This window comes from Streptomyces sp. NPDC003016 (assembly GCF_053591455.1).
Genome location: NZ_JBSFTV010000003.1, coordinates 100,400 through 120,421, shown reverse-complemented (window position 1 = coordinate 120,421; position 20,022 = coordinate 100,400). Strand labels below are relative to the sequence as shown.

17 protein-coding genes and 3 pseudogenes are annotated in these 20,022 nt (G+C 73.5%); 11 read left to right on the top strand and 9 right to left on the bottom strand.

Translation table 11 applies throughout. The features are described 5' to 3' along the window. Position 1 precedes the first annotated feature (1 nt). Positions 2-1,366: an NAD(P)/FAD-dependent oxidoreductase gene (locus tag ACWDZ4_RS03420; protein WP_451506774.1), complete on the bottom strand. Its 1,365-nt coding sequence runs from the start codon at positions 1,364-1,366 to the stop codon at positions 2-4. A gap of 654 nt (positions 1,367-2,020) precedes the next feature. Here ACWDZ4_RS03420 and ACWDZ4_RS03415 point away from each other — a divergent pair. The 3 genes from ACWDZ4_RS03415 to ACWDZ4_RS03405 are packed head-to-tail and all read left to right on the top strand — an operon-like array spanning position 2,021 to position 4,386. Further along, positions 2,021-3,304: a ferredoxin reductase family protein gene (locus ACWDZ4_RS03415; protein WP_451506773.1), complete on the top strand. Its 1,284-nt coding sequence runs from the start codon at positions 2,021-2,023 to the stop codon at positions 3,302-3,304. Between the two features lie 57 nt (positions 3,305-3,361). Then, entirely contained in the window at positions 3,362-3,562 is a 201-nt protein-coding gene (locus ACWDZ4_RS03410) for a hypothetical protein (protein WP_451506772.1), read from the top strand. A 38-nt stretch (positions 3,563-3,600) separates the two neighbouring features. Beyond that, positions 3,601-4,386, top strand: a complete 786-nt coding sequence (locus ACWDZ4_RS03405) for a sulfite exporter TauE/SafE family protein (RefSeq protein ID WP_451506771.1) — start codon at positions 3,601-3,603, stop codon at positions 4,384-4,386. Positions 4,387-4,417: 31 nt separating this feature from the next. Here ACWDZ4_RS03405 and ACWDZ4_RS03400 read toward each other — a convergent pair whose 3' ends face one another. From ACWDZ4_RS03400 to ACWDZ4_RS03390, 3 genes are all read right to left on the bottom strand, one after another. Then, positions 4,418-5,047: a class F sortase gene (locus tag ACWDZ4_RS03400; RefSeq protein ID WP_451506770.1), complete on the bottom strand. Its 630-nt coding sequence runs from the start codon at positions 5,045-5,047 to the stop codon at positions 4,418-4,420. A 150-nt stretch (positions 5,048-5,197) separates the two neighbouring features. Continuing rightward, positions 5,198-5,767, bottom strand: a complete 570-nt coding sequence (locus tag ACWDZ4_RS03395; RefSeq protein ID WP_451506769.1) for a hypothetical protein — start codon at positions 5,765-5,767, stop codon at positions 5,198-5,200. Between the two features lie 225 nt (positions 5,768-5,992). Further along, complete coding sequence (locus tag ACWDZ4_RS03390; RefSeq protein ID WP_451506768.1) at positions 5,993-6,829, bottom strand: aminotransferase class IV family protein; 837 nt, start codon at positions 6,827-6,829, stop codon at positions 5,993-5,995. Positions 6,830-6,965: 136 nt separating this feature from the next. Here ACWDZ4_RS03390 and ACWDZ4_RS03385 point away from each other — a divergent pair, with 136 nt between their 5' ends. Then, on the top strand, positions 6,966-7,610 hold the full coding sequence (locus tag ACWDZ4_RS03385; protein WP_451506767.1) for an NADPH-dependent FMN reductase: 645 nt from the start codon (positions 6,966-6,968) through the stop codon (positions 7,608-7,610). 141 nt (positions 7,611-7,751) lie between these two features. Here ACWDZ4_RS03385 and ACWDZ4_RS03380 read toward each other — a convergent pair whose 3' ends face one another. Both ACWDZ4_RS03380 and ACWDZ4_RS03375 read right to left on the bottom strand, forming a co-directional pair. Next, a complete protein-coding gene (locus ACWDZ4_RS03380; protein WP_451506766.1) occupies positions 7,752-9,851 on the bottom strand; it encodes a glycosyltransferase family 4 protein in 2,100 nt (699 codons plus the stop codon). 144 nt (positions 9,852-9,995) lie between these two features. Further along, on the bottom strand, positions 9,996-10,286 hold the full coding sequence (locus tag ACWDZ4_RS03375) for a DUF397 domain-containing protein (RefSeq protein ID WP_451506765.1): 291 nt from the start codon (positions 10,284-10,286) through the stop codon (positions 9,996-9,998). Positions 10,287-10,391: 105 nt separating this feature from the next. Between ACWDZ4_RS03375 and ACWDZ4_RS03370 the strand changes: the two are divergent. Further along, positions 10,392-10,814, top strand: a pseudogene (locus tag ACWDZ4_RS03370) (ABC transporter transmembrane domain-containing protein); the annotation flags it as partial. Here the strand turns inward: ACWDZ4_RS03370 and ACWDZ4_RS03365 are convergent. Beyond that, positions 10,790-11,124: pseudogene (locus ACWDZ4_RS03365) on the bottom strand (helix-turn-helix domain-containing protein); the annotation flags it as partial. The pseudogenes ACWDZ4_RS03370 and ACWDZ4_RS03365 overlap by 25 nt on opposite strands. 289 nt (positions 11,125-11,413) lie before the next feature. On the opposite strand from ACWDZ4_RS03365, the gene ACWDZ4_RS03360 reads away from it, so the two are divergent. Next, positions 11,414-11,734 carry an ATP-binding protein gene (locus tag ACWDZ4_RS03360; RefSeq protein WP_451506764.1) on the top strand — a complete coding sequence of 107 codons (321 nt, stop codon included), beginning with the start codon at positions 11,414-11,416 and terminating at the stop codon, positions 11,732-11,734. Between the two features lie 52 nt (positions 11,735-11,786). Beyond that, a complete protein-coding gene (cutA, locus tag ACWDZ4_RS03355) occupies positions 11,787-12,146 on the top strand; it encodes a divalent-cation tolerance protein CutA (protein WP_451506763.1) in 360 nt (119 codons plus the stop codon). A gap of 6 nt (positions 12,147-12,152) precedes the next feature. On the opposite strand, the gene ACWDZ4_RS03350 is transcribed toward cutA, so the two are convergent. Both ACWDZ4_RS03350 and ACWDZ4_RS03345 read right to left on the bottom strand, forming a co-directional pair. Continuing rightward, a complete protein-coding gene (locus ACWDZ4_RS03350) occupies positions 12,153-14,291 on the bottom strand; it encodes a molybdopterin oxidoreductase family protein (protein WP_451506762.1) in 2,139 nt (712 codons plus the stop codon). Between the two features lie 190 nt (positions 14,292-14,481). Then, positions 14,482-15,243: a SanA/YdcF family protein gene (locus tag ACWDZ4_RS03345; RefSeq protein ID WP_451506761.1), complete on the bottom strand. Its 762-nt coding sequence runs from the start codon at positions 15,241-15,243 to the stop codon at positions 14,482-14,484. Between the two features lie 19 nt (positions 15,244-15,262). Between ACWDZ4_RS03345 and ACWDZ4_RS03340 the strand changes: the two are divergent. From ACWDZ4_RS03340 to ACWDZ4_RS03325, 4 genes and pseudogenes are all read left to right on the top strand, one after another. Beyond that, positions 15,263-15,882 (top strand): annotated as a pseudogene (locus ACWDZ4_RS03340) (GNAT family N-acetyltransferase). Between the two features lie 362 nt (positions 15,883-16,244). Continuing rightward, complete coding sequence (locus ACWDZ4_RS03335; protein WP_451506760.1) at positions 16,245-17,162, top strand: sirohydrochlorin chelatase; 918 nt, start codon at positions 16,245-16,247, stop codon at positions 17,160-17,162. 36 nt (positions 17,163-17,198) lie between these two features. Further along, a complete protein-coding gene (locus tag ACWDZ4_RS03330; RefSeq protein ID WP_451506759.1) occupies positions 17,199-18,590 on the top strand; it encodes a deoxyguanosinetriphosphate triphosphohydrolase in 1,392 nt (463 codons plus the stop codon). Positions 18,591-18,714: 124 nt separating this feature from the next. Continuing rightward, complete coding sequence (locus ACWDZ4_RS03325) at positions 18,715-19,977, top strand: NAD(P)/FAD-dependent oxidoreductase (protein ID WP_451506758.1); 1,263 nt, start codon at positions 18,715-18,717, stop codon at positions 19,975-19,977. Positions 19,978-20,022: the final 45 nt, after the last annotated feature.

Here is a 20,022-nt window from a genome sequence, read left to right as displayed (position 1 = left end):
CTCAGGCGCCTCCAAGCAGATGGAACAACGGGGTGGAGGGGAGCGGCTCGTCGCCCTCCCAGGTGCGGGCGAGTTCGCCGACGGCGCCGAGATCGCCCAGCAGGATGCCGCCGATCAGCCGGTCGCCGCGCACGACGACCTTCCGGTACGCGCCACGGGTGGCGTCGGCGAGGCGGACGACGTCGTCGCCGGGGAGCGGATTCGTCTCGCCGAAGGCGGCGAGGTCCAGCGGCCCGGCGGCGGTGCCGGTGCCGCCGCTGTGGAGAGTGAGCCGGGTGAGGGCGCGGGTGCCGGTGTAGCGCGGCGGGGGAGCGCTCGCGGGGCCGGTGACCGCGGCGGGCCCGGCGGACACCGCTGCCGCGGCGACCCCGGCATGGCCCGCCGGCTGCGTGGGCTGCGCGGCGGCCGGGGCCGGGGCGAGCAGCAGCGCGGCCAGGATGTCGGCCTGTTCGAGGGCGGGGCCCGCGAGACCGTACACACGGCCGTCGTGCTCGGCGCAGTCGCCGATGGCGCGGATGTGCGGGTCCGAGGTGCGCAGCTCGTCGTCCACGACGATGCCGTGCCGCACGTCCAGGCCCGCGGCCTGCGCGAGGCCGACCCGGGGGCGTACACCGCAGGCCAGGACGACGAGATCCGCGTCGAGGGCGTAGCCGTCGGCGAGCTCGACGGCCCGCACGGTCCCGGCCTCGCAGCGCAGGCCGCGCACCCGGCACTCCGTGTGGACCTCGACGCCCAGTGTTTCCAGATGGCCGCGCAGCAGTTCGCTCGCGGCCGGGTCGAGGTGGCGCTGCATGAGGTGTTCGCCCTGTTGGGCCAGGACGACCTGGGCGCCGCGTTCCGCGAGCGCGCGGGCCGCCGAGACGCCGAGGAGGCCGCCGCCGATGACGACGGCGCGGGTGCCGGCGCGCACGGCGGCGGCGAGTGCCAGGCAGTCGTCCAGCGTACGGAAGGGGTGGACGCCGTCGGGGAGCTCGGCGCCGAGACCGCGCAACGGCGGCAGGACCGGGTTGGAACCGGTCGCGATGACCAGCGTGCCGTACGGGACGACGCTGCCGTCGTCGCACTGCACCACGCGCTCGGCGCGGTCGATGCGGACCACCCGCACCCCGCGCCGCACCGGAGTGCCGGGCAGCGCGATGACGTCGGGGCCGTAGCGCCCGGCGAGGACCTCGGCGAGCAGCACCCTGTTGTACGGGGCGTGCTCCTCCTCGCCGATGACGGTGACCGCCGGTGCGGTCGGCGCGGCTTCCCCCGCCGACCCGGCCGGTCCTGCCGGCCCGGCCGCCGGGAGGGGCCGGCGGGTCAGCTGCCGGGCCAGCCGGGCACCTGCCGTCCCGCCGCCGATCACCACGATGTCCTTGCTCATGACCGCAGCTTGCGGGGACGGTGTTACCCGGCCGCATCCCGCCTGTTTCCCGCGGGGAACACTGCGCTCAGCGCGTCCCGCCCCGCGCTGTGAGGGGCGGGGGGCCGGCATGGTCCTTCACCCGGAGACGGGCGCCGCGGCTTAACTACCGGTCAGCCGATCCTCAAGGCGGCCTTAAGGATCATGCGCCGGCGCCTGACCAGGGCTTTCGGGGGCACGGCTGCGCCTACTTTGGCGAGCGTGACGTTCGAGGCCACCGACCCGCAGACCGACCTCCGGACCGCCCCGTGGACGGATCCGCCGCAGACGCCGCAGACGCCGCACAAGGCGTACCCGGCGTTGTCGGCGTACCTGTCGCGGGCGGAGGGGGCCACCGGCAGGCCGGCTTCCGGTACGTGCCGCCGCCGCGCGGCCGTGCCCGGGAAGGAGCGTGCCGGGAGTGCGCCGTCGGCCGGCAGGGACGCTGCCAGGGCCCCCGGCCCGGGCGCACCGTGGAGTCCGCCCCCGGACCCGAGGACACCCCCGACGCCCGAGGCCCCGCCCCGCCCCCCGCACCCACCGGCACCCGGCCCGGCCGCCGACGGTCCCGGTTCGCATGCCGCTGCCGCTGCCGCGTCGGGCGTCGGTACGACCGTGCGGGTCGGGCCCCGGAGCATGCGGACGGGGATCGTCGCCGGGGCGGGGGCCGTCGGCGGGATGTGGGGGGTGCAGGCGGCGCCGTCCGGGCGGCTCGACGTGCTGTTCGCGACCGGCGCGCATCTCACCGGACTGCTCGCCGGCTACGGCGTCCTCGTCATGCTCCTGCTGATGGCCCGCGTCCCCGCCGTCGAGCACGGCGTGGGCGCCGACCGGCTCGCCCGCTGGCACGTCCTCGGCGGCCGGTACGTCCTGTCCCTCTGCCTCGGCCACGCCCTGCTCGCCCTCTGCGGGTACGCCGCGCACTCCGGCACCGGCCTCTTCGCCACGGTCGAGGGCCTCCTCGGTTACGGCGCGATCGCCACCGCGACGGCGGGAACGGCCCTGCTGGTGGCCGTCGGCGTCACCTCGGCCCGTGCGGTACGCCGCAGGCTCCCGCACGAGACCTGGCGCGCCGTCCACCTGCTCACCTACCTCGGTACCGCGCTCGCCTTCGCGCACCAGCTCGTCGGCCCCGATGTCGCCGGCAGCGCGCTGACGGTCTGGCTGTGGGCGATGATGCACGCCACCGTCGCCGTCCTCCTCGTCTGGTACCGGGGCATCGTGCCCGTACGCCAGGCCCTGCGCCACCGTCTGCGCGTCGTCGAAGTACGGACCGAGGGGCCCGAGGTGGTGTCCGTCCTCATGCAGGGCCTCGGGGTCGACGCACTGCGCGCCGAGCCGGGGCAGTTCTTCCGCTGGCGGTTCCTCCAGCGCAGGATCTGGCACACCGCGCTGCCGTTCTCGCTGTCGGCACCCGTACGCGGCGACATCCTGCGCATCACGGTCAAGGCGGCCGGTGACCACACCCGCCGTATCCGCCGCCTCAAGCCGGGGACGCGCGTCCTGGCCACCGGCCCGTTCGGTGCCCTGACCGCGCACCGGCGCACATGCCGCAAGGTACTGCTGCTCGCGGGCGGCGTCGGCATCACACCCCTGCGCGCGCTCTTCGAGACGCTGCCCGGCGGCCCCGGCGACCTCACCCTCCTCTACCGGGCCAACAACGCGGACCAGCTGGTCCTCAAGGAGGAACTCGAGGAGATCGCCAGGACCCGCCGGGCAGGACTGCACTACCTCCTCGGCCCGTCCGGCGCGGTCTTCGACCCGCTCGCCCCCGAGGCGCTGCGCGCTCTCGTCCCCGACATCGCCGGACACGACGTCTACCTGTGCGGTCCGCCCCGGATGGCGGACACCGCCGTGGCCGCACTGACCAGGGCCGGAGTACCCGCCGAACGCATCCATTCCGAGCACTTCAGCTTCTGATCACGTCAGCTTCCGATCATGCCAACTTCTTGTTACTTCGAATTCCGAGGACCCTTGATGGCCCGTCACCGCAGACCGCTCCCCGCCGCTCCCGGCCCCACGGACCGCGCCCGCAGGCAGCTCGCCGCCGGTCTGTTCGGCGCGAGCGCGCTCGCCGCGACGTTCCTCTCGGTCACCGTCGCACCGGCGGCTCCGGCCGCCCCCGACCGGCCGTCCTCCGCCGGAACCTCAGATGTCGCTCAACTCTCCGGGGATTGATGGGTGCTGCACCCGTCTCCTCCCTTAAGGTCGCGATCATGCCCGACATATCGCTGGCCACGCTTGTTGTCCTGTGCCTCGCCGCGGCTGCGGCCGGCTGGATCGACGCGGTGGTGGGCGGGGGAGGGCTGCTGCTCCTGCCGGCCCTGCTGCTCGGGCTGCCGCACGTACCCGCCGCGCACATCCTCGGCACCAACAAGGCAGTGGCCATCGTCGGCACTTCGGGCGCGGCCGTGACGTACCTCCGCAAGACGCCGGTGGAGGTGGGGACGGCGGTACGGATCGGGCTCACGGCCCTCGCCGGCTCCATGGCCGGCGCGTTCTTCGCCGCCGGGATCAGCAGCGACGTACTGCGCCCGGTCATCATGGTGGTGCTGCTCGCCGTCGCGGCCTTCGTGCTCCTGCGCCCCTCCTTCGGCCGCGCCGCCGCCGAAGGGGCGAAGGCGCCGGTCACCCGGGCCCGTACGGCCACCGCGATCGTCCTCGTCGGCGGCGGCATCGGCTTCTACGACGGCCTCTTCGGACCCGGCACCGGTACGTTCCTGGTGCTGGCACTGACCGCCGTGCTCCACCTCGACCTGGTCACCGCCTCCGCCAACGCCAAGATCGTCAACGTCTGCACCAACGCCGGCGCGCTCGCGATGTTCGCGTACCAGGGAACGGTGCTGTGGCAGCTCGCCGGGCTCATGGCGCTCTTCAACCTGGCGGGCGCGATGGCGGGCGCGCGGATGGCGCTCAGGAAGGGCAGCGAGTTCGTGCGCGGGGTGCTGCTGGTGGTGGTCTTCTCACTGGTCGCGAAGCTGGCGTTCGACCAGTGGACCTAGGGTGCCGGGGCACCGGGGCACCGGGGCAGGCTCAGCGCACCGCCGTGAGGTGCGCGTACGCCACCACGTTCCCCCGGTAGCCGGTCTTCTCCGAGAAGGCGCCGCCGCAGGTGATGACCCGCAGCTCGGCCCGTCGGGAGGCCCCGTACACCCGCTGCTCGGGGAAGTCCTCGTTGTCGTACACCTCGATGGCGTCGATCGTGAAGACGGCGGTACGCCCGTCCCTGCGGTCCACCTCGACGGTATGGCCCTTCTTCAGCGCACCGAGGTGGTAGAAGACGGCCGGTCCCCGCGCGTTGTCGACGTGCCCGACGACGAGCGACGTGCCCTCGGCGCCCGGCGGGGTGCCGTCCTTGTACCAGCCGGCGACATTGCGGTGCGCGGCCGGCGGTACGTCGAGGCTCCCGTCGGGACCCAGCCCCAGGCGCACGACGGGTGCGTCCACCCGGACGGCGGGTATCCGGATCCGTACGGGCTCGGAGGGCCGCAGCGGTTCCGCCGGCGGGGCCGCGCTCCTCGCGGCATGCTGGGACCCGGCGGTGAACGCCTCGGCGGGCGACGGCTGGGGCGGGTCCTGCCCTTCGGCGCCGTTCTGGACCAGCCACAGTCCGGTGCAGACGGCGATGGCGACGAGCCCGCCCTTCGTGCGCCGGTCCGTCATCGGTGATCGCCCTCCAGTCCAAAGTCGTCGACCCGCCGGCCCGCCGGCCCGTCAGGGCGTACGCCCCGCGTGCCCCCGCCCGACTCGGGGACGGGGCGGGCGGGGACACGGGGAACTCCGGCGGTACGGGCGGCAGCGGAGGCCGGCCCGTCAGCTGTCCCGCGTGCCGCTCGCCCGGCGACGCAGGAGCCAGGTACCGCCGACGGCGGTCGCGGCCAGGACGGCCGCACCCGCCGCGATCTGGGTGGTGTCCGAGCCGGTGGACCCGCCGACGCCGGTCCTGACGTGCCCCTTGGGGTGGGCGGGCGGGTGAGCCGGGGGATGTGCGGGGTGCGTGGGGTGTGCGGGGTCAGGAGTGGAACCGGCGGTCACGGTCAGGGACCCCTGGGCGGTGTTGCCGTTGTCGCAGGCCACCGCGATGTCGTACGTCCCGGGCAGGGCGTCCGCCGGGATCTTGAACTGTCCGGTGACGGCCTCTTTGTGCGTGGCGGGCCGGAGAGGGAAGTCGCCCGCGTCCAGGGCGTTGGCGTCGCCCGTGCCGCCGCTGCCGGAACCGCAGGCGGTGGTGTTCACCGTGATGGTGGTGCCGGGGCCCGCGCTCGCCGGATACACCTCCAGCGTGTGCTCCGGAGCGTCGTTCCCGGCGTACGCCGGACCTGCGCCGAGGCCGGACACGGCGGCCGTCAGTGCGGTGCCGGCCAGCAGAAGTGCAGGGCGCATGGTGATCCTCCCGGACGCGTCGGTACGGCACTGCCCCCGAGACAACCAGCGGTACGGGCCCGGCGCCTGCTGACGACGGGTCAGATGGGCTGTCCCGCCCCGGGTGCCACATCGTGCGTGCGGGGCGTTCGTCCAGGTCAGTGCCGGGGTGGCGGGAGATCCGGCGGTCCGTCCCGCGCTGCGCCCCGAACGGGTGACGGGGGCGCCGGCCGGCGGGGCCACGTCTCAGACGCGGTCCCAGGGCGTCGCCTCGTACACCGACATGACCGTCCTCATCAGTTCCTCGTCGACCGCGAACTCCACGTCGTCGATGCGCCGCACCGGAGCGATGCCCTGCGAGTTCGTGACGAACGCGGCCCGGTAGCCGGCGAGGCCGTCCAGTGTCACCGGTCCCCGTACCGACGGAAGGCCGACGGACTCCGGGAGACGGGTTTCGAGCAGGGCCATGGTGATGCCGTGCAACGACGGCGCGTCGGGCCAGACGACCGAAGTGCCGTCGTGGAAGGCGATGTTGGTGATCGCCCCCTCCGTGACCACCCCGCCCGGTCCGGTCAGCAGCGCGTCGTCGAAGCCCGCGCGCCGCGCGAGGTGGCCGTAGTGGGTCTGGGCGAAGCCGCCCAGGTGCTTGAGGTGCGGGAAGGGACGTGCGTACGGGACGGACATCAGGGCCTGCGGTGCCGGAGGCATGGTGGCGGGCGGACGGACGGTGACCATCAGGGTGGTGGTCTCCGCCTCGGGGGCCCGGAACACGTACACCCGCACCGCGCCGTCCCGGACCCCGGCCCCGTCGAGCGCGTGCCGCACCCGCTCGCGCACCAGCTCCCCGTCGAGTCCGGCGCCGAACACCTCCTGGGTGGCGGCGTCGAGCCGCGCGAGGTGCAGGGGGAGTCCGCGCACCCGGCCGTCTCTGACCTGCATCGCGGTGAAGTGCGCGTAACCGCCGTACAGGGCGGGGACCAGGAGGTCGTCCGCGGTGGTCGCGCTGCGGCCGTCGATCTCGATGTGAGGCGCGGCGGAGGTGGGAGGTGGGGGAGGTGTGGGAGACGTGGCGGGTGTGGTCATGCGCTCACCGTAGAGGCGAGGCGGCGGAGCCTGTCACGGATGAGGCGACGCTGGTTCCCTTCGCGTTCCGAGCGCGTGGGACATGGCGGCAGGAGTGACTTGACCTCAACCGTGGTTGACGTACGAGTCTTCGTGCATGGACATCACGACGCATGAATCCGCCCAGGTCAGTACCCTCGACGCCGCTGCGGTCCCCGCCTCCGAACGGCCGCTGCGTGTCGCCGTCGTCGTGGCGAGCAACCGCGAGGGCCGCTTCGCCCCCGTCATCGCCGACTGGTTCGTCTCCCGGGCCGCCGCACACGACGACCTCGACGTCGATGTGATCGACCTGGCCGGCATCGACCTGCCGACCACCCTCTCCCGCAACCCGTCCGACGCGACCAAGGCCGTACTCGCGCAGGTCTCCCCGCGCCTCGCCGCCGCCGACGCCTTCGTCGTCCTCACCCCCGAGTACAACCACTCCTTCCCCGCCTCCCTCAAGAACCTCATCGACTGGCACGGCAGCGAATGGCACGCCAAGCCCGTCGGCTTCGTCTCCTACGGCGGGATGTCGGGCGGCCTGCGCGCCGTCGAGCAGCTGCGCCAGGTCTTCGCCGAGATGCACGCCACCACCATCCGCGAGACCGTCAGCTTCCACGGGCCCTGGGGCCAGTTCGACGAGGACGGGCAGCACAAGGACCCGGCCGCCGCCGACACCGCCGCCAAGGCCCTGCTCAACCAGCTCACCTGGTGGGCCCACGCCCTGCGCGACGCCAAGTCCGTCCGTCCGTACACCGGCTGAGGCCGGTGACACGCCCGGCATCACGTACGGCGTCGCTGGAGACGTGTCGCCGGAGACGTGTCGCGCGAGCGGGTCGCCGAGGCGGCGACGGCGGCCTGAGCGCGGGTACGGGGTCGGGGCGGGCGCGTTCGTGCGTTCGGCTCAGTGCGCGCCGCCGGCGGGGGGCGCCGCTTGCGCGGTGGTCTCCGGGGGGAGGGTGCGGGCGCTGAGGGCGAGGTCGTTGTTGATGGTGAAGTAGGGGCGCAGCCGCACCGTCTCCGGTCCGGGGCGGCGGGTCTCGGTGGCGGGCAGGACGTCGGTCTTCTTGCGGTGGACGGTGTCTCCGGCGATGCGGGACAGCCGCACCGGGGGTTCGTGGTCCGCCGGGTGGAGGGCGAGGTCCCACATGGTGTGCTCGCCGGTGTGGCGGGCCAGGGCTTCGGGATGGGGGAGCGTGCAGGCGAACCGGTTGCCGGGCAGGAGGGTGAGCGGCCGGCTGAAGCCGCCGGCTGTCCCGTTCCGGGATGTGGCCACCACCGTGGCGTCCGGGCCGGCCTCCAGGCCGTGCAGGCGTCCGGTGATGTGCACGGCCTGATCGACGACCTGGACGCTCTCCACCTCGGCGTGTCCGTCGCGCAGCCAGGTCCGGACGCTGAGGTTGCCCTCCTCGGTGGAGTAGGGGATCCATGCCGAGACGGTGCCCTCGCGGACCCGGAGCGGCAGGGAGAGCAGGCGTGCCTGTTCGACGGTGAGGGCGGCCACGCGCCGCTCCTTGCCCTCGGGCGGGGCGATGTAGGCGTCCCAGCGGCCCTCGGCGAGCGTGTGCGCGGCCCGTTCCAGGGTGGCCTGTCCGGTGGGGGACAGCGGGAGCCGCACGGTGCGCTTGTCCGGGTCCTTGCGCAGCCTCAGCAGCAGCTCCGGGTGGCCCTGGGGTACTCCGTCGATGTCCACCTGGAAGCGGATCCCGCCGTCCGCGGTGGCCGCGGCTGCCGCGCGGGGCACCCAGGGGGCGGACGGCGTGGCGGCGCGGGACGGTTGGTGGCGCGTCAGGCGCAACGCCGACACGGCCGCACGGAGCCGCTGCCCCAACGGGGGCAACCGGCGGTCAGTGCCGCGCAGTTCGTCGAAGAGGCCGAGGTAGCGGGCGCAGATCCGGTCGGGGGCGTAGCGGGCGGCCTTCTCACGGGCGGCGTCCGCCATGGCGCTGCGCCGCCCGGCATCCTGCATGAGTGAGGCGAGCGCGCGGGCGAAGGCGTCGGAGCCGCCCTCCAGCGGGACGAGCACACCGTCCCGGCCGTCGCTGATGATCTCCCCGGGGCCGTGCGGGCAGTCGGTGGCCACGACCGGCACGCCGCAGTGCATGGCCTCGACGATGGTCATGCCGAAGGACTCGCCGTCGGAGGAGACGGCGGCGATGGCCCCCTTGGCCCACTCCGGCTCGATGGGGGAGACCGCCCCCATCAGCCGCACCCGGTCGTAGAGCCCCAGCTCGTCGATCCGCCTGCGCAGGAACTGCTTCTGCGTCCCGCGCCCGTAGATGCGCAGGGACCAGTCGGGGTACTGCGGGGCGATCTTGGCGAAGGCGTCCAGCAGCCGGTCGTAGCGCTTGATCTCCACCAGCCGGCCGGCGGCGACGATGGTGCGCGAGTCTCCGGTGGAGGGTTCGACACCGGGTGCGGGGACGCTGTTGGGGATGCACAGGATGCGGGTGGACACCTGGGGCAGGGCGGCGCGGTAGCGGGCGGCGTCCGCTTCCGAGACGGTCACGAAGGCGTCCAGCCCGGCGAGCGCGCGGTTCTGGTCCTCGCGCAGCTGGTCGTCGTGCATGTCGAAGGTCAGGTGCTCCTGGCCGATGCGCAGGTAGCGCGGCTCGCCGTAACGGGACAGGTAGCCGTTGAGGACCGGGCGGGTGGCGATGACGACGTCGGCATCCGTCGCCCCCAGGTACCCGGCGACGCGCTCGTCGGTCAGCCGGCTGGGGGCGAGCGGGCCGTGCTGCACGCCCCGGTCGGCGAACATGACGGAGGGCTCGGCGGCCGCGGCGGACCCGCCCTCGTAGCCGGGAGTGTCCCGGCGCCAGTCGATCAAAGGCCGCAGGCGCACGCCATGACCCAGCTGGAGACTGGTCGCCTCCTGGGGGCGGTAGACGGAGACGACCTCCACCTCGTGGCCGGCGGCGGCCAGTGCGCCGCTGAGGTTGACCGTGGAGCGGATGGTTCCGCCGATCCCGTAGGCGTTGTAGATCAGAAAAGCGATCTTCATACTGTTCCCCGTCCCCTTGTGGCCGACATGCATTCCCCATGGCCGGTACTCGGCCTGCCCGGCCGACGGCACGAGGTACAGACCAATCTCTGAATCAGATTCAGCAGGCGGGGGGATGGTTGCTCGAGGAAACCCGATTGTGTGTCAGGTCACATATGGGCCGAAGTCCTGACTCGGGCTGTCGGGCTGTCGGACTGCTCGGGTGGTCGGTGAGGCGATGGGGCGGGCTCTCGGGCTTCGCTGGTGAAGCGGGAGCTGAAGTTCTCGTTTCTGAGGCCGAGCCCGAGGCGGCGCGGTTCTTGGGTGGTGGCGGTCAGGGTGCCCCGGGTCGTCGCTCCCGCGGAGCTGGACGGCTCCCGTTCCGGCGGCGCGGATCTCCAGGCAGTTGGATCCATCAGGGCTGAAGGACGATTTCTGCCAGGTGGACGAGGACAAGGCAGATCCCTCTCGGGGATCCTGTGCGATGCGGCGAATGAAGTCGCGTGACTCGGTGGGTGTCAGGGAGCTCGCTTCCCTTCGGTCACGTACGCGCAGCAGACCTTCGGGCAGATGCTGCGGGCGGTGCTGACCATCGTCGGCGTACCGGTGGTGGTGGTCTGGGTCTCGCCACTGCCGGCGCTGGTGGTGCCGGCGATCGTGCCACTGCCGGTCCTCGGTGCCGTGCTCATGGGCAAGCGCGCCCAGCCGCAGTTCGTCAAGCAGCGGGCGGTCACCGGCAAACTCGACCAGGTCCTGATCGCGGCGGTCGGCGGCCTGCGGATCGCCTCCGGCTCCCTCCCCATCGGCGACGGCCATGCCTTCGTCCGGTACTCGTACGAATTCAACGGCCCGACCACGCAGGTCGCGGCGATGGCGAACCTCCTCCCGCCGGGTGCCGCGTCGGCCGGGCGCGCCTTCAACCTCCTCGACACCGAGGAGGAGTCGGCGCCGCCGACCGCTGTCTGGAGGAGTGCCGGGATGTGAATCACCAGCGCCCCCTCAACGCGGTCGCACGGTGCTCCAGTTCTGCCAGTTCTGCCGGATCGGCGAATACGGCGGGAAGGTGTTCGCGATGCTCGTCCCACCAACCGCGCTTGCGGCCGCCGGTCATGGCGGCGAGAGCCTCGACGAGTCGGTCGTCTCCGCATGAGCAGGCGCGGGCAAAGGCGCGGACCCGGATGGCGCTGACGGCGTAGCGGCCGGCTTCGATGCTGCTGATCCGCGCTTGGCCGACGCCGAGGAGGGTGGCGGCCGCAGGGGCGGTCAGACCTGCGTGTTCGCGGAGTCCACGCAACCCGGCGCCGAGACGGCGCTGCCGCAGGCTGGGTGCGGTGCTGGGTGACGCGAGGCTCCCCCTCTTCGTGCGCGCGGCGTGCCCGTGTCACCCACAAGAGGTTGATCGGCAGGCATCCCCGTGTATTGATGACAACTATCTCGTTGGTCGCTCTGTGGTGGAACTGACTCAAACCACTTGCCACCAGTGCCGCGAGCCCGGAAGTGCACCGCTCCCGTCGGGGCGGCATTGCCACCGCGCGGTGCCGAGGGTGAGCGGGGTCGACTCCGTCCTTCGGCAGGAGGCGTTCATGGCCACCGTATCCCCGCCCGCACCCTGGGCGTACGCCTTTCACCTGCCGCGTCATCCGCGTGCTCCGCGTGTCGCCCGGATGACGCTCCGGGCCGTTCTGGGCGGGCACGGCACAGGCGAACTCATCGACGTGGCAGAACTGCTGACCTCCGAGGTGGTCACCAACTCCTACCGCCACTCCACCGGCGGGCGGGGGCTGCTGCTCGTGCGGCTGTGTGCCGACAAGTGGGGTGGCTGCCCCATCGGGGCCGGGCCCGGGGGCAAACTGCTCTGGTTCGAGCTGGGGCCGCCCAAGGCGGAATTCGCCTTCGCGGCCTGACCGACCGACTGGCTGGCCGACTGGTGGGGCCGGCCCCGGCAGAAATCCATCCATGAGGGGAACGCCCGTGACAGTGGCCGAATGGCTGAGCGTACTGACCACGACCGACAGCCGCGAGAAGGCGCTGGAGCTCGCGCGTGGTGCCGTCGATGCGCGGCTGGCGGCCTGTGCGCAGGTCAGCGGGCCCGTGGCCTCCGTCTACTGGTGGGAGGGGGCGACCGAGACCGCCGAGGAGTGGCAGGTGGTCTTCAAGACGGCGGGCGCGCGGTACGCCGATCTGGAGGCGCACCTCAAGGCCGCGCACGACTACGAGACGCCCGAGATCATCGCTACGGCCCTTGTCCGCGGCAGCGCGGAGTACCTGGCCTGGGTGGGGGAGGAGACCGCCGGCCCGGAGAACGCCGGCCCCTGACCCCGCTCAGTCCTGCGCGCGCTCGATCCGTACCGCGCACACCTTGAACTCCGGCATACGGGACGTCGGGTCCAGCGCCGGATTCGTCAGGGTGTTGGCCCGGCCCTCGCCCGCCCAGTGGAACGGCATGAAGACCGTGTCCGAGCGGATCGAGTCCGTGATCCTGGCCGGGGCCACCGCCCGCCCGCGCCGTGACACCACCGACAGCCGGTCGCCCTCCGACACGCCCAGGCGCTGCGCGAGCCGTGGATGCAGCTCCACGAACGGACCGGGCGCCGCCGCGTTCAGCTCGTCGACGCGGCGGGTCTGGGCGCCGGACTGGTACTGGGCGACGACCCGGCCGGTCGTGAGGAGCACCGGGTACTCGGCGTCCGGCTCCTCGGCCGCCGGCCGGTGGGTGACGGGGGCGAAGCGGGCGCGCCCGTCCTCCGTCGCGAAGCGGTCGAGGAAGAGCCGGGGCGTACCGGGGTGGGGCTCGGCGGGGCGGTCTTCACCCGCGGCCGTCTCCGGGCAGGGCCAGAAGACGCCGTCCTCCTCGGCGATACGGCGGTACGAGATGCCGGAGTAGTCGGCGGGGCCGCCCGCCGAGGCCCGGCGCAGTTCGGCGAAGACCTCCTCGGGGTCGACCGGGAAGCCCTTCTCATGGCCGAGCAGGGCGGCCAGCGAGTGCAGGACCTCCAGGTCCGTCCGTACGTCCGGCGGCGGGTCGACCGCCTTGCGGCGCAGCAGCACCCGGCCCTCCAGGTTCGTCGTCGTGCCCGTCTCCTCCGCCCACTGGGTGACCGGAAGGACGACGTCCGCGAGCGCCGCCGTCTCGGACAGGACCACGTCCGCCACCGCGAGGAAGTCCAGGGAGCGCAGGCGCTCTTCGATGTGGGCGGCGCGGGGTGCGGAGACGACCGGGTTCGATCCCATCAGCAGGAGGGACTTGATGTCGCCGCCGAGCGCGTCGAGGAGCTCGTACGCGCTGCGGCCCGGACCCGGCAGGCTGTCGGGGTCCACGCCCCACACCCCGGCGACGTGCTCGCGCGCGGCCGGGTCGGTGAGCTTGCGGTAGCCGGGCAGCTGGTCGGCCTTCTGGCCGTGCTCGCGGCCGCCCTGGCCGTTGCCCTGGCCGGTGAGGCAGCCGTAACCGGACAGGGGGCGGCCCGCACGGCCCGTGGCGAGGCACAGGTTGATCCAGGCGCCGACGGTGTCGGTGCCCTTGGACTGCTGCTCGGGACCGCGCGCGGTGAGGACCATGCCGGTCGGCGCGTCGCAGAACATCCGCACCGCGTCGCGCAACTGGGGGACGGGGACGCCGGTGATGCGTTCGACCAGCTCGGGCCAGTGCGCCATCGCGGCCGCCCGCGCCTCGTCCCAGCCGGCCGTGCGGCCTCGGACGAAGGACTCGTCCGTACGGCCTTCGGACACGACGATGTGCAGCAGTCCGAGCGCGAGCGCCAGGTCGGTGCCGGGGCGGGGCGCGAGGTGGAGGTCGGCCTGTTCGGCGGTGCGGGTGCGGCGCGGGTCGACGACGATGAGCGTGCCGCCGTTCTCCTTCAGCTCCGTGAGGTAGCGCAGCGCGGGCGGCATCGTCTCGGCGAGGTTGGACCCGACGAGGATCACGCAGCCGGTGCGCGGGATGTCCTCCAGCGGGAAGGGCAGGCCGCGGTCGAGGCCGAAGGCCCTCTGGTGGGCGGCGGCTGCGGACGACATGCAGAAGCGGCCGTTGTAGTCGATCTGCGAGGTGGACAGGACCACGCGGGCGAACTTGCCGAGCGCGTACGCCTTCTCGTTGGTGAGCCCGCCGCCACCGAAGACCCCGACGGCGTCGCGGCCGTACACCTGTTGTGTACGGCCGAGCCCCTCCGCGATCTTCACGAGGGCCTCCTCCCAGGTGGCCGGCTCCAGCCTGCCGGTGGCGGGGCGGCGGACCAGCGGCTCGGTCAGGCGCACCCGGGAAGAGAGCACTGCGGGCGCGGTACGGCCCTTGCCGCACAGCGCGCCCCGGTTCACGGGGAAGTCCGTACGCTCGACGACTTCCACCACGTCGCTGCCCGTCGCGGCGGCGCGCAGGTTCATGCCGCACTGGAGCGCGCAGTACGGGCAGTGGGTGGGGGTCGACGGCGGGGCGGCGGCCGGAGCGGGGGAGGTGCGGGGCATGCCGTCAGCATGCGACGGCGGTGTTACGGCGACGGGCGCCCGGTGTTACGCCCCCGGTACGCCCGGCTCCGCCCGGCCCCGGCCGCCCGGTGAGGCGGCATGAGGGGACCGGGCCGGCGTGGCGGTGCCGGGAGGCCGTCGGTCACACGGCGCGCCTGGTCCACGGCGACCTGCGGTCCACGACCGGCCGTCAGTCCGCCAGTGCTTCGGCCACACCCGGCTCCTGGCGCCCCAGGAAGCGCGGGGCGGGCTCGGTCGCGGCGTCGAGCGCCGCCTTGCCGGCCGCGAAGATCTCCCGTACGCCGCCGTAGTACCAGGTCGCGTCATGCCTGGCGTCGACCCCGACGCCGTACGCGTCGACCCCGGCTGACCGGCACAGCGCGATCGCCCGGCGGATGTGGAACCCCTGGCTCACCAGGACCGCCCGGTCCACTCCGAAGATCTTCTTGGCGCGTACGCAGGAGTCCCAGGTGTCGAAGCCCGCGAAGTCGCTGACGATGCGCTCGTCGGGCACGCCGTGCTCGATCAGATAGGCGCGCATGGCGTCCGGTTCGTCGTACTCCGCCCGGCTGTTGTCCCCGGTCACGAGCACGACCTTCGCCCTGCCCGCCCGGTAGAGCTCGGCTGCGGCGTCGAGGCGGTTCGCGAGGTACGGCGAGGGGCCGCCCTGCCGGAGGCCGGCCCCGAAGACGACGACCACGTCGCGGGCCGGGGCGTCGGCCGTCGTCCTGACCCGGCTGTCGGCGGCCGCGTGCAGCCAGGTCGCGGGGGCGAGCGCGAACACGGAGGCGAGCATGAGGGCCTGGACGGTACGCCGCCGGGCGCGGCGGGAGCGAGGTGCGAAGTGCGGTCGCTCCAGTCGTCCGGCTGCCCACCGCTGTGCCCCGGCCCGTGCCGTGCCCCAGGAAAATCGCATGCTCTTGCCCGCCCCCGACTGGAATGATTTCGCCATGTCGAGACAATTCTGGCCCCTGTACGGTCTGCGGATCACGACTCCGCGCCTCGAACTGACGCTGCCGGACGGCCACGTGCTCGGCGAACTGGCCGCCGTCGCGGCCGACGGCGTGCACGACGAGGCATCCATGCCGTTCTCGGTGCCGTGGACGGACGGGTCCCCGCGGGACCGGGCGCGGGCGACCTTCCAGCACGTGCTGGGCACCGTCGCCGCATGGCGGCCGGAGAAGTGGACGCTCAGCCTCGCCGTGCGGTGCGGGGGAGGACCGTCGGTCGGCAGGACTTCATGACGGACAGCTTCCCGGTGACCAGGGAGGGGGAGACCGGCTCCTGGCTGGGACTGGCGCACCAGGGACGCGGAATCGGCACGGAGACGCGGGCGGCCGTGCTGCACCTGGCCTTCGAAGGGCTGGGGGCACGGCATGTCACGTCCGCGGCGATGACGGACAATCCGCGTTCGCTGCGGGTGTCGGAGAAGCTCGGCTACCGGCCGGACGGCCTGCTGGTGGAGTCGGTACGGGGGGAGGCCAGGACGGTGCTGCGGCTGCGGCTGAGCCGTAAGGACTGGGAGGCGCCCCGGACCGTGCCGGTGGAGGTGGCGGGCCTGGAGCCGTGCCGGGAGCTGTTCGGGGTCTGACGGTCCTCTCCCGGCCCCGGCGCGGGGAGAGCCTCTCCGGCCGTACGGTGCCGAGCCGCTCCCCCGTGGCCCGAAGGGCAGGGGCCCCTCGACGTTCCCCCTCCACGGCCCCTTGACGGTCCCCCTCCACGGCCCCTTGACGTTCCCCCTCCACGGCCCCTTGAGGGCCCTCTCCGCGGCCCCCTGACGGCCCCCTTCGACGGTCCTCTCGGCGGGCTGGATTTCCCAGTGGGGCGAGGGACACTGGAGGGGCGTGCCCGGCGCGGTCCCTGACACCGGCCCCGCCCGGCCGGTGAGGCCACGGAAAACACCCGTCACCCTCGCGCAACGAGGCGGCAACGTGAGCCCGGCAGTATCGGCCCATGACGGAGTCGGCAGCACACCGCGAGTCACTTCCTTTCGACAGCACGGCGCACCTGCTCGCCCGCGTCACCGCCCAGCTCGGCACGCAGCTGAGGCACGTCTCCCTGAACGGAACCCGCCGTCCGATGACCCCGCCCCCGCCCCCGCCCCGGCCCTCCCGGCCTTCCGCGCCGCCCACCCTCGTCGCCGTCGCCCACGGCAGCCGCGACCCCGACGCCCTGCGCACCGTCACCGCCCTGCTGGAGCGCGTCCGCGAGCTGCGCCCGGGTCTCGACGTACGCCTCGGCCACATCGAACTCAACGAGCCGCTGCTGACCGACACGCTCGCGGGCCTGCACCGCGGCCGGGGCGGCGACGCCGTGCTCGTACCGCTGCTGCTCGGCCGCGGCCACCACGTCAAGCACGACCTGCCGCAGGCCGCCGCCACCGCCCCCCACCTGCGCACCCGCATCGCCGCCCCGCTCGGCCCGCACCCCCTGCTCGTCGAGGCGCTGTACACCCGCCTCACCGAGGCCGGCTGGCAGGCATCCGACACCGCGCACCCGGGAAGCGGCATCGTCCTCGCGGCCGCGGGCTCCCGCGACCCCGAATCGGCCGCCGACACCCGCCGCACCGCCGCCCTGCTCAGCGAGCGCCTCGGCGGAGTCCCCGTCGTCCCCGCCTACGCGTCCGCCGCCTCGCCCACCGTCCCCGAAGCCCTGCGCGCCCTCGCCGCACGCGGCCGCCACCGCGCCGCCGTCGCCTCGTACTTCACCGCACCCGGCCGCTTCGCCGCGCAGAGCGCCGCCGCCGCGCCCCGGATCGCCGCCGCGCCGCTCGGCACCCACCCCGCCCTGGCACGGCTCCTCCTGCTCCGGTACGACCAGGCTCTCGCCGGCCGCTCCCTGACGTCCCGGCACCAGCTGGCCGCCGCCTGAGTCCCGACTGTCACCGCCTGCGTCTACTGTCGGTGCATGGAAGGCACAGCGCACGACGCCCCACACGCCGAAGACCGACCGGCCGCCGCCGCACCGCACGAGGCCCCGTTCCCCCACGTTCCGCCCCACGCCGCCCTCCACGACACCCTCTACGACGGGGCGGCCACCGAGCGCTGGGCCACCGAGCCCGACAAACGGCCCGGCAGGACCGCCTTCCAGCGCGACCGCGCGCGCGTGCTGCACTCCGCCTCGCTGCGCCGCCTCGCGGGAAAGACCCAGGTGGTCACCCCCGGCTCCAGCAGCCAGGTCTGGGACGCCAGCCCCCGCACCCGCCTCACCCACTCCCTCGAATGCGCCCAGGTCGGCCGCGAACTGGGCGCGGCCCTCGGCTGCGACCCGGACCTCGTCGAGGCGGCCTGCCTCTCCCACGACATGGGCCACCCGCCCTTCGGGCACAACGGCGAGCAGGCACTCAACGACTTCGCCAAGGACTGCGGCGGCTTCGAGGGCAACGCCCAGTCGCTCCGTCTCCTGACCCGCCTCGAACCCAAGCGTTTCGTACGCTCCCGCGACAGCGGCGAGATGGTCAGCGTCGGCCTCAACCTCACCCGCGCCGCCCTCGACGCCGCCACCAAGTACCCCTGGCCGCGCGGCGCCCACCCCACGGACCCCGGCTCGGTGAAGTTCGGCGTCTACGAGGACGACCTGCCCGTCTTCGACTGGGTCCGCCAGGGCGCCCCGGCCCACCGCCAGTGCTTCGAGGCCCAGGTCATGGACTGGTCCGACGACGTGGCGTACTCGGTGCACGACTTCGAGGACGGCCTGCACGCCGGCCACCTCGACCCCAACTTCCTCTTCGCCGAGCCCGAGCGCCAGGACGTCTTCGCGGTGGCGATCGGCAGGTACGTACCGGAGGACACCGGTCCCGAGGAGCTGGCGGAGGCCCTCGACCGCCTCCTCGACCAGGAGTGGTGGCCGCACGGCTACGACGGGTCCGCCGTCGCCCAGGCCCGGCTGAAGGACGCGACCAGCCAGCTCATCGGCCGCTTCTGCCTGTCCGCCGAGGGCGCCACCCGCCAGGCGTACGGAACGGGCAGGCTCACCCGGTACGCCGCCGAGCTGGTCGTCCCGCGCGAGGTACGCCACGAGTGCGCCGTCCTCAAGGCCGTCGCCGACCGTTACGTCATACAGCGCGACGAACAGGAGCGGCTCCGCGCCGACCAGCGCATCGTCATCGCCGAACTCGCCGAGGCACTCACGGCCCGCGCCCCCGAGGGCCTCGACCCCCAGTTCCGCGCGCTGTTCGCCGCCGCGCCCGACGACAGGGCCCGCAAACGCGTGATCGTCGACCAGATCGCGTGCTTCACGGACGCCGCCGCCCGGTCCCTGCACGCCCGGCTCACCACCCGGACACCACGCCGCCCGTGACGCGGCACCACCGGAACCGGTCCGCGACACGCCCACAGCCCACCCCCCTCTTCCCCCATCACGCTCTGTGGGGGACGCTCGAATACGGCGGCACAGTGTGGAGCAGCCACAGAGGAGGCACCAAGTGGTCGACGCAGATCTGACGTTCGTCATCGTCGGTGGAGGGCTGGCGGGGGCGAAGGCCGCCGAAACTCTCCGCAGCGAGGGGTTCACCGGCCGGGTGATCCTCATCGGGGACGAACGCGACCATCCCTACGAACGCCCTCCCCTGTCCAAGGGATTCCTGACCGGCGAGAAGGAACGCGACAGCGTCTTCGTCCACGACCCCGGCTGGTACGCACAGGCCGACATCGAGCTGCACCTCGGCCAGTCCGTGGTCCACCTCGACCGCGCGAGCAGGACGGCCGTGCTCGGTGACGGCACCGCCCTCCGCTACGACAAGCTGCTGCTCGCCACCGGCTCCGAACCGCGCCGCCTCGACATCCCCGGCACCGGCCTCGCCGGCGTCCACCACCTGCGCCGCCTCTCCCACGCCGAGCGGCTGCGCGGCGTACTGGCCTCCCTCGGCCGGGACAACGGGCACCTCGTCATCGCCGGGGCCGGCTGGATCGGCCTGGAAGTCGCGGCCGCCGCGCGCGGTTACGGCGCCGAGGTCACCGTCGTCGAACCCGAGCCGACACCCCTCCACCAGGTCGTCGGCCCCGAGCTCGGCCAGCTCTTCACCGACCTGCACAGCGAACACGGGGTCCGCTTCCACTTCGGCGCCCGCCTCACCGAGATCGTCGGCCAGGACGGCATGGTCCTCGCCGCCCGCACCGACGACGGCGAGGAGCACCTCGCCCACGACGTCCTCGCCGCGATCGGCGCCGCCCCGCGCGTCGCGCTCGCCGAGGCCGCGGGCCTCGACCTGGCCGACCGCGCGCACGGCGGCGGCATCGTCGTGGACGCCGGGCTGCGCACCTCCGACCCCGACATCTACGCCGCAGGTGACGTCGCCGCGGCGCACCACCCGCTCCTCTCCACCCGGCTGCGCGTCGAGCACTGGGCCAACGCGCTGAACGGCGGCCCGGCCGCCGCCCGCGCGATGCTGGGCCAGGACGTGTCGTACGACCGCGTCCCGTACTTCTTCTCCGACCAGTACGACCTCGGGCTGGAGTACTCCGGCTGGGCGCCCCCCGGTACGTACGACCAGGTCGTGATCCGCGGCGACGCGGGAAAGCGCGAGTTCATCGCGTTCTGGCTGAAGGAGAACCGGGTCCTGGCGGGCATGAACGTGAATGTGTGGGATGTCACCGAAACCGTCCAGGCGCTGATCCGCTCCGGAGCCCCGGTGGACACCTACGCCCTCTCCGACCCGTCCGTGGACCTGGCCTCCCTGCTCGGCTGACCGCCCGGCCGGCCGTTCACCGGCCGCTCGGCCGACGGAAGTGTC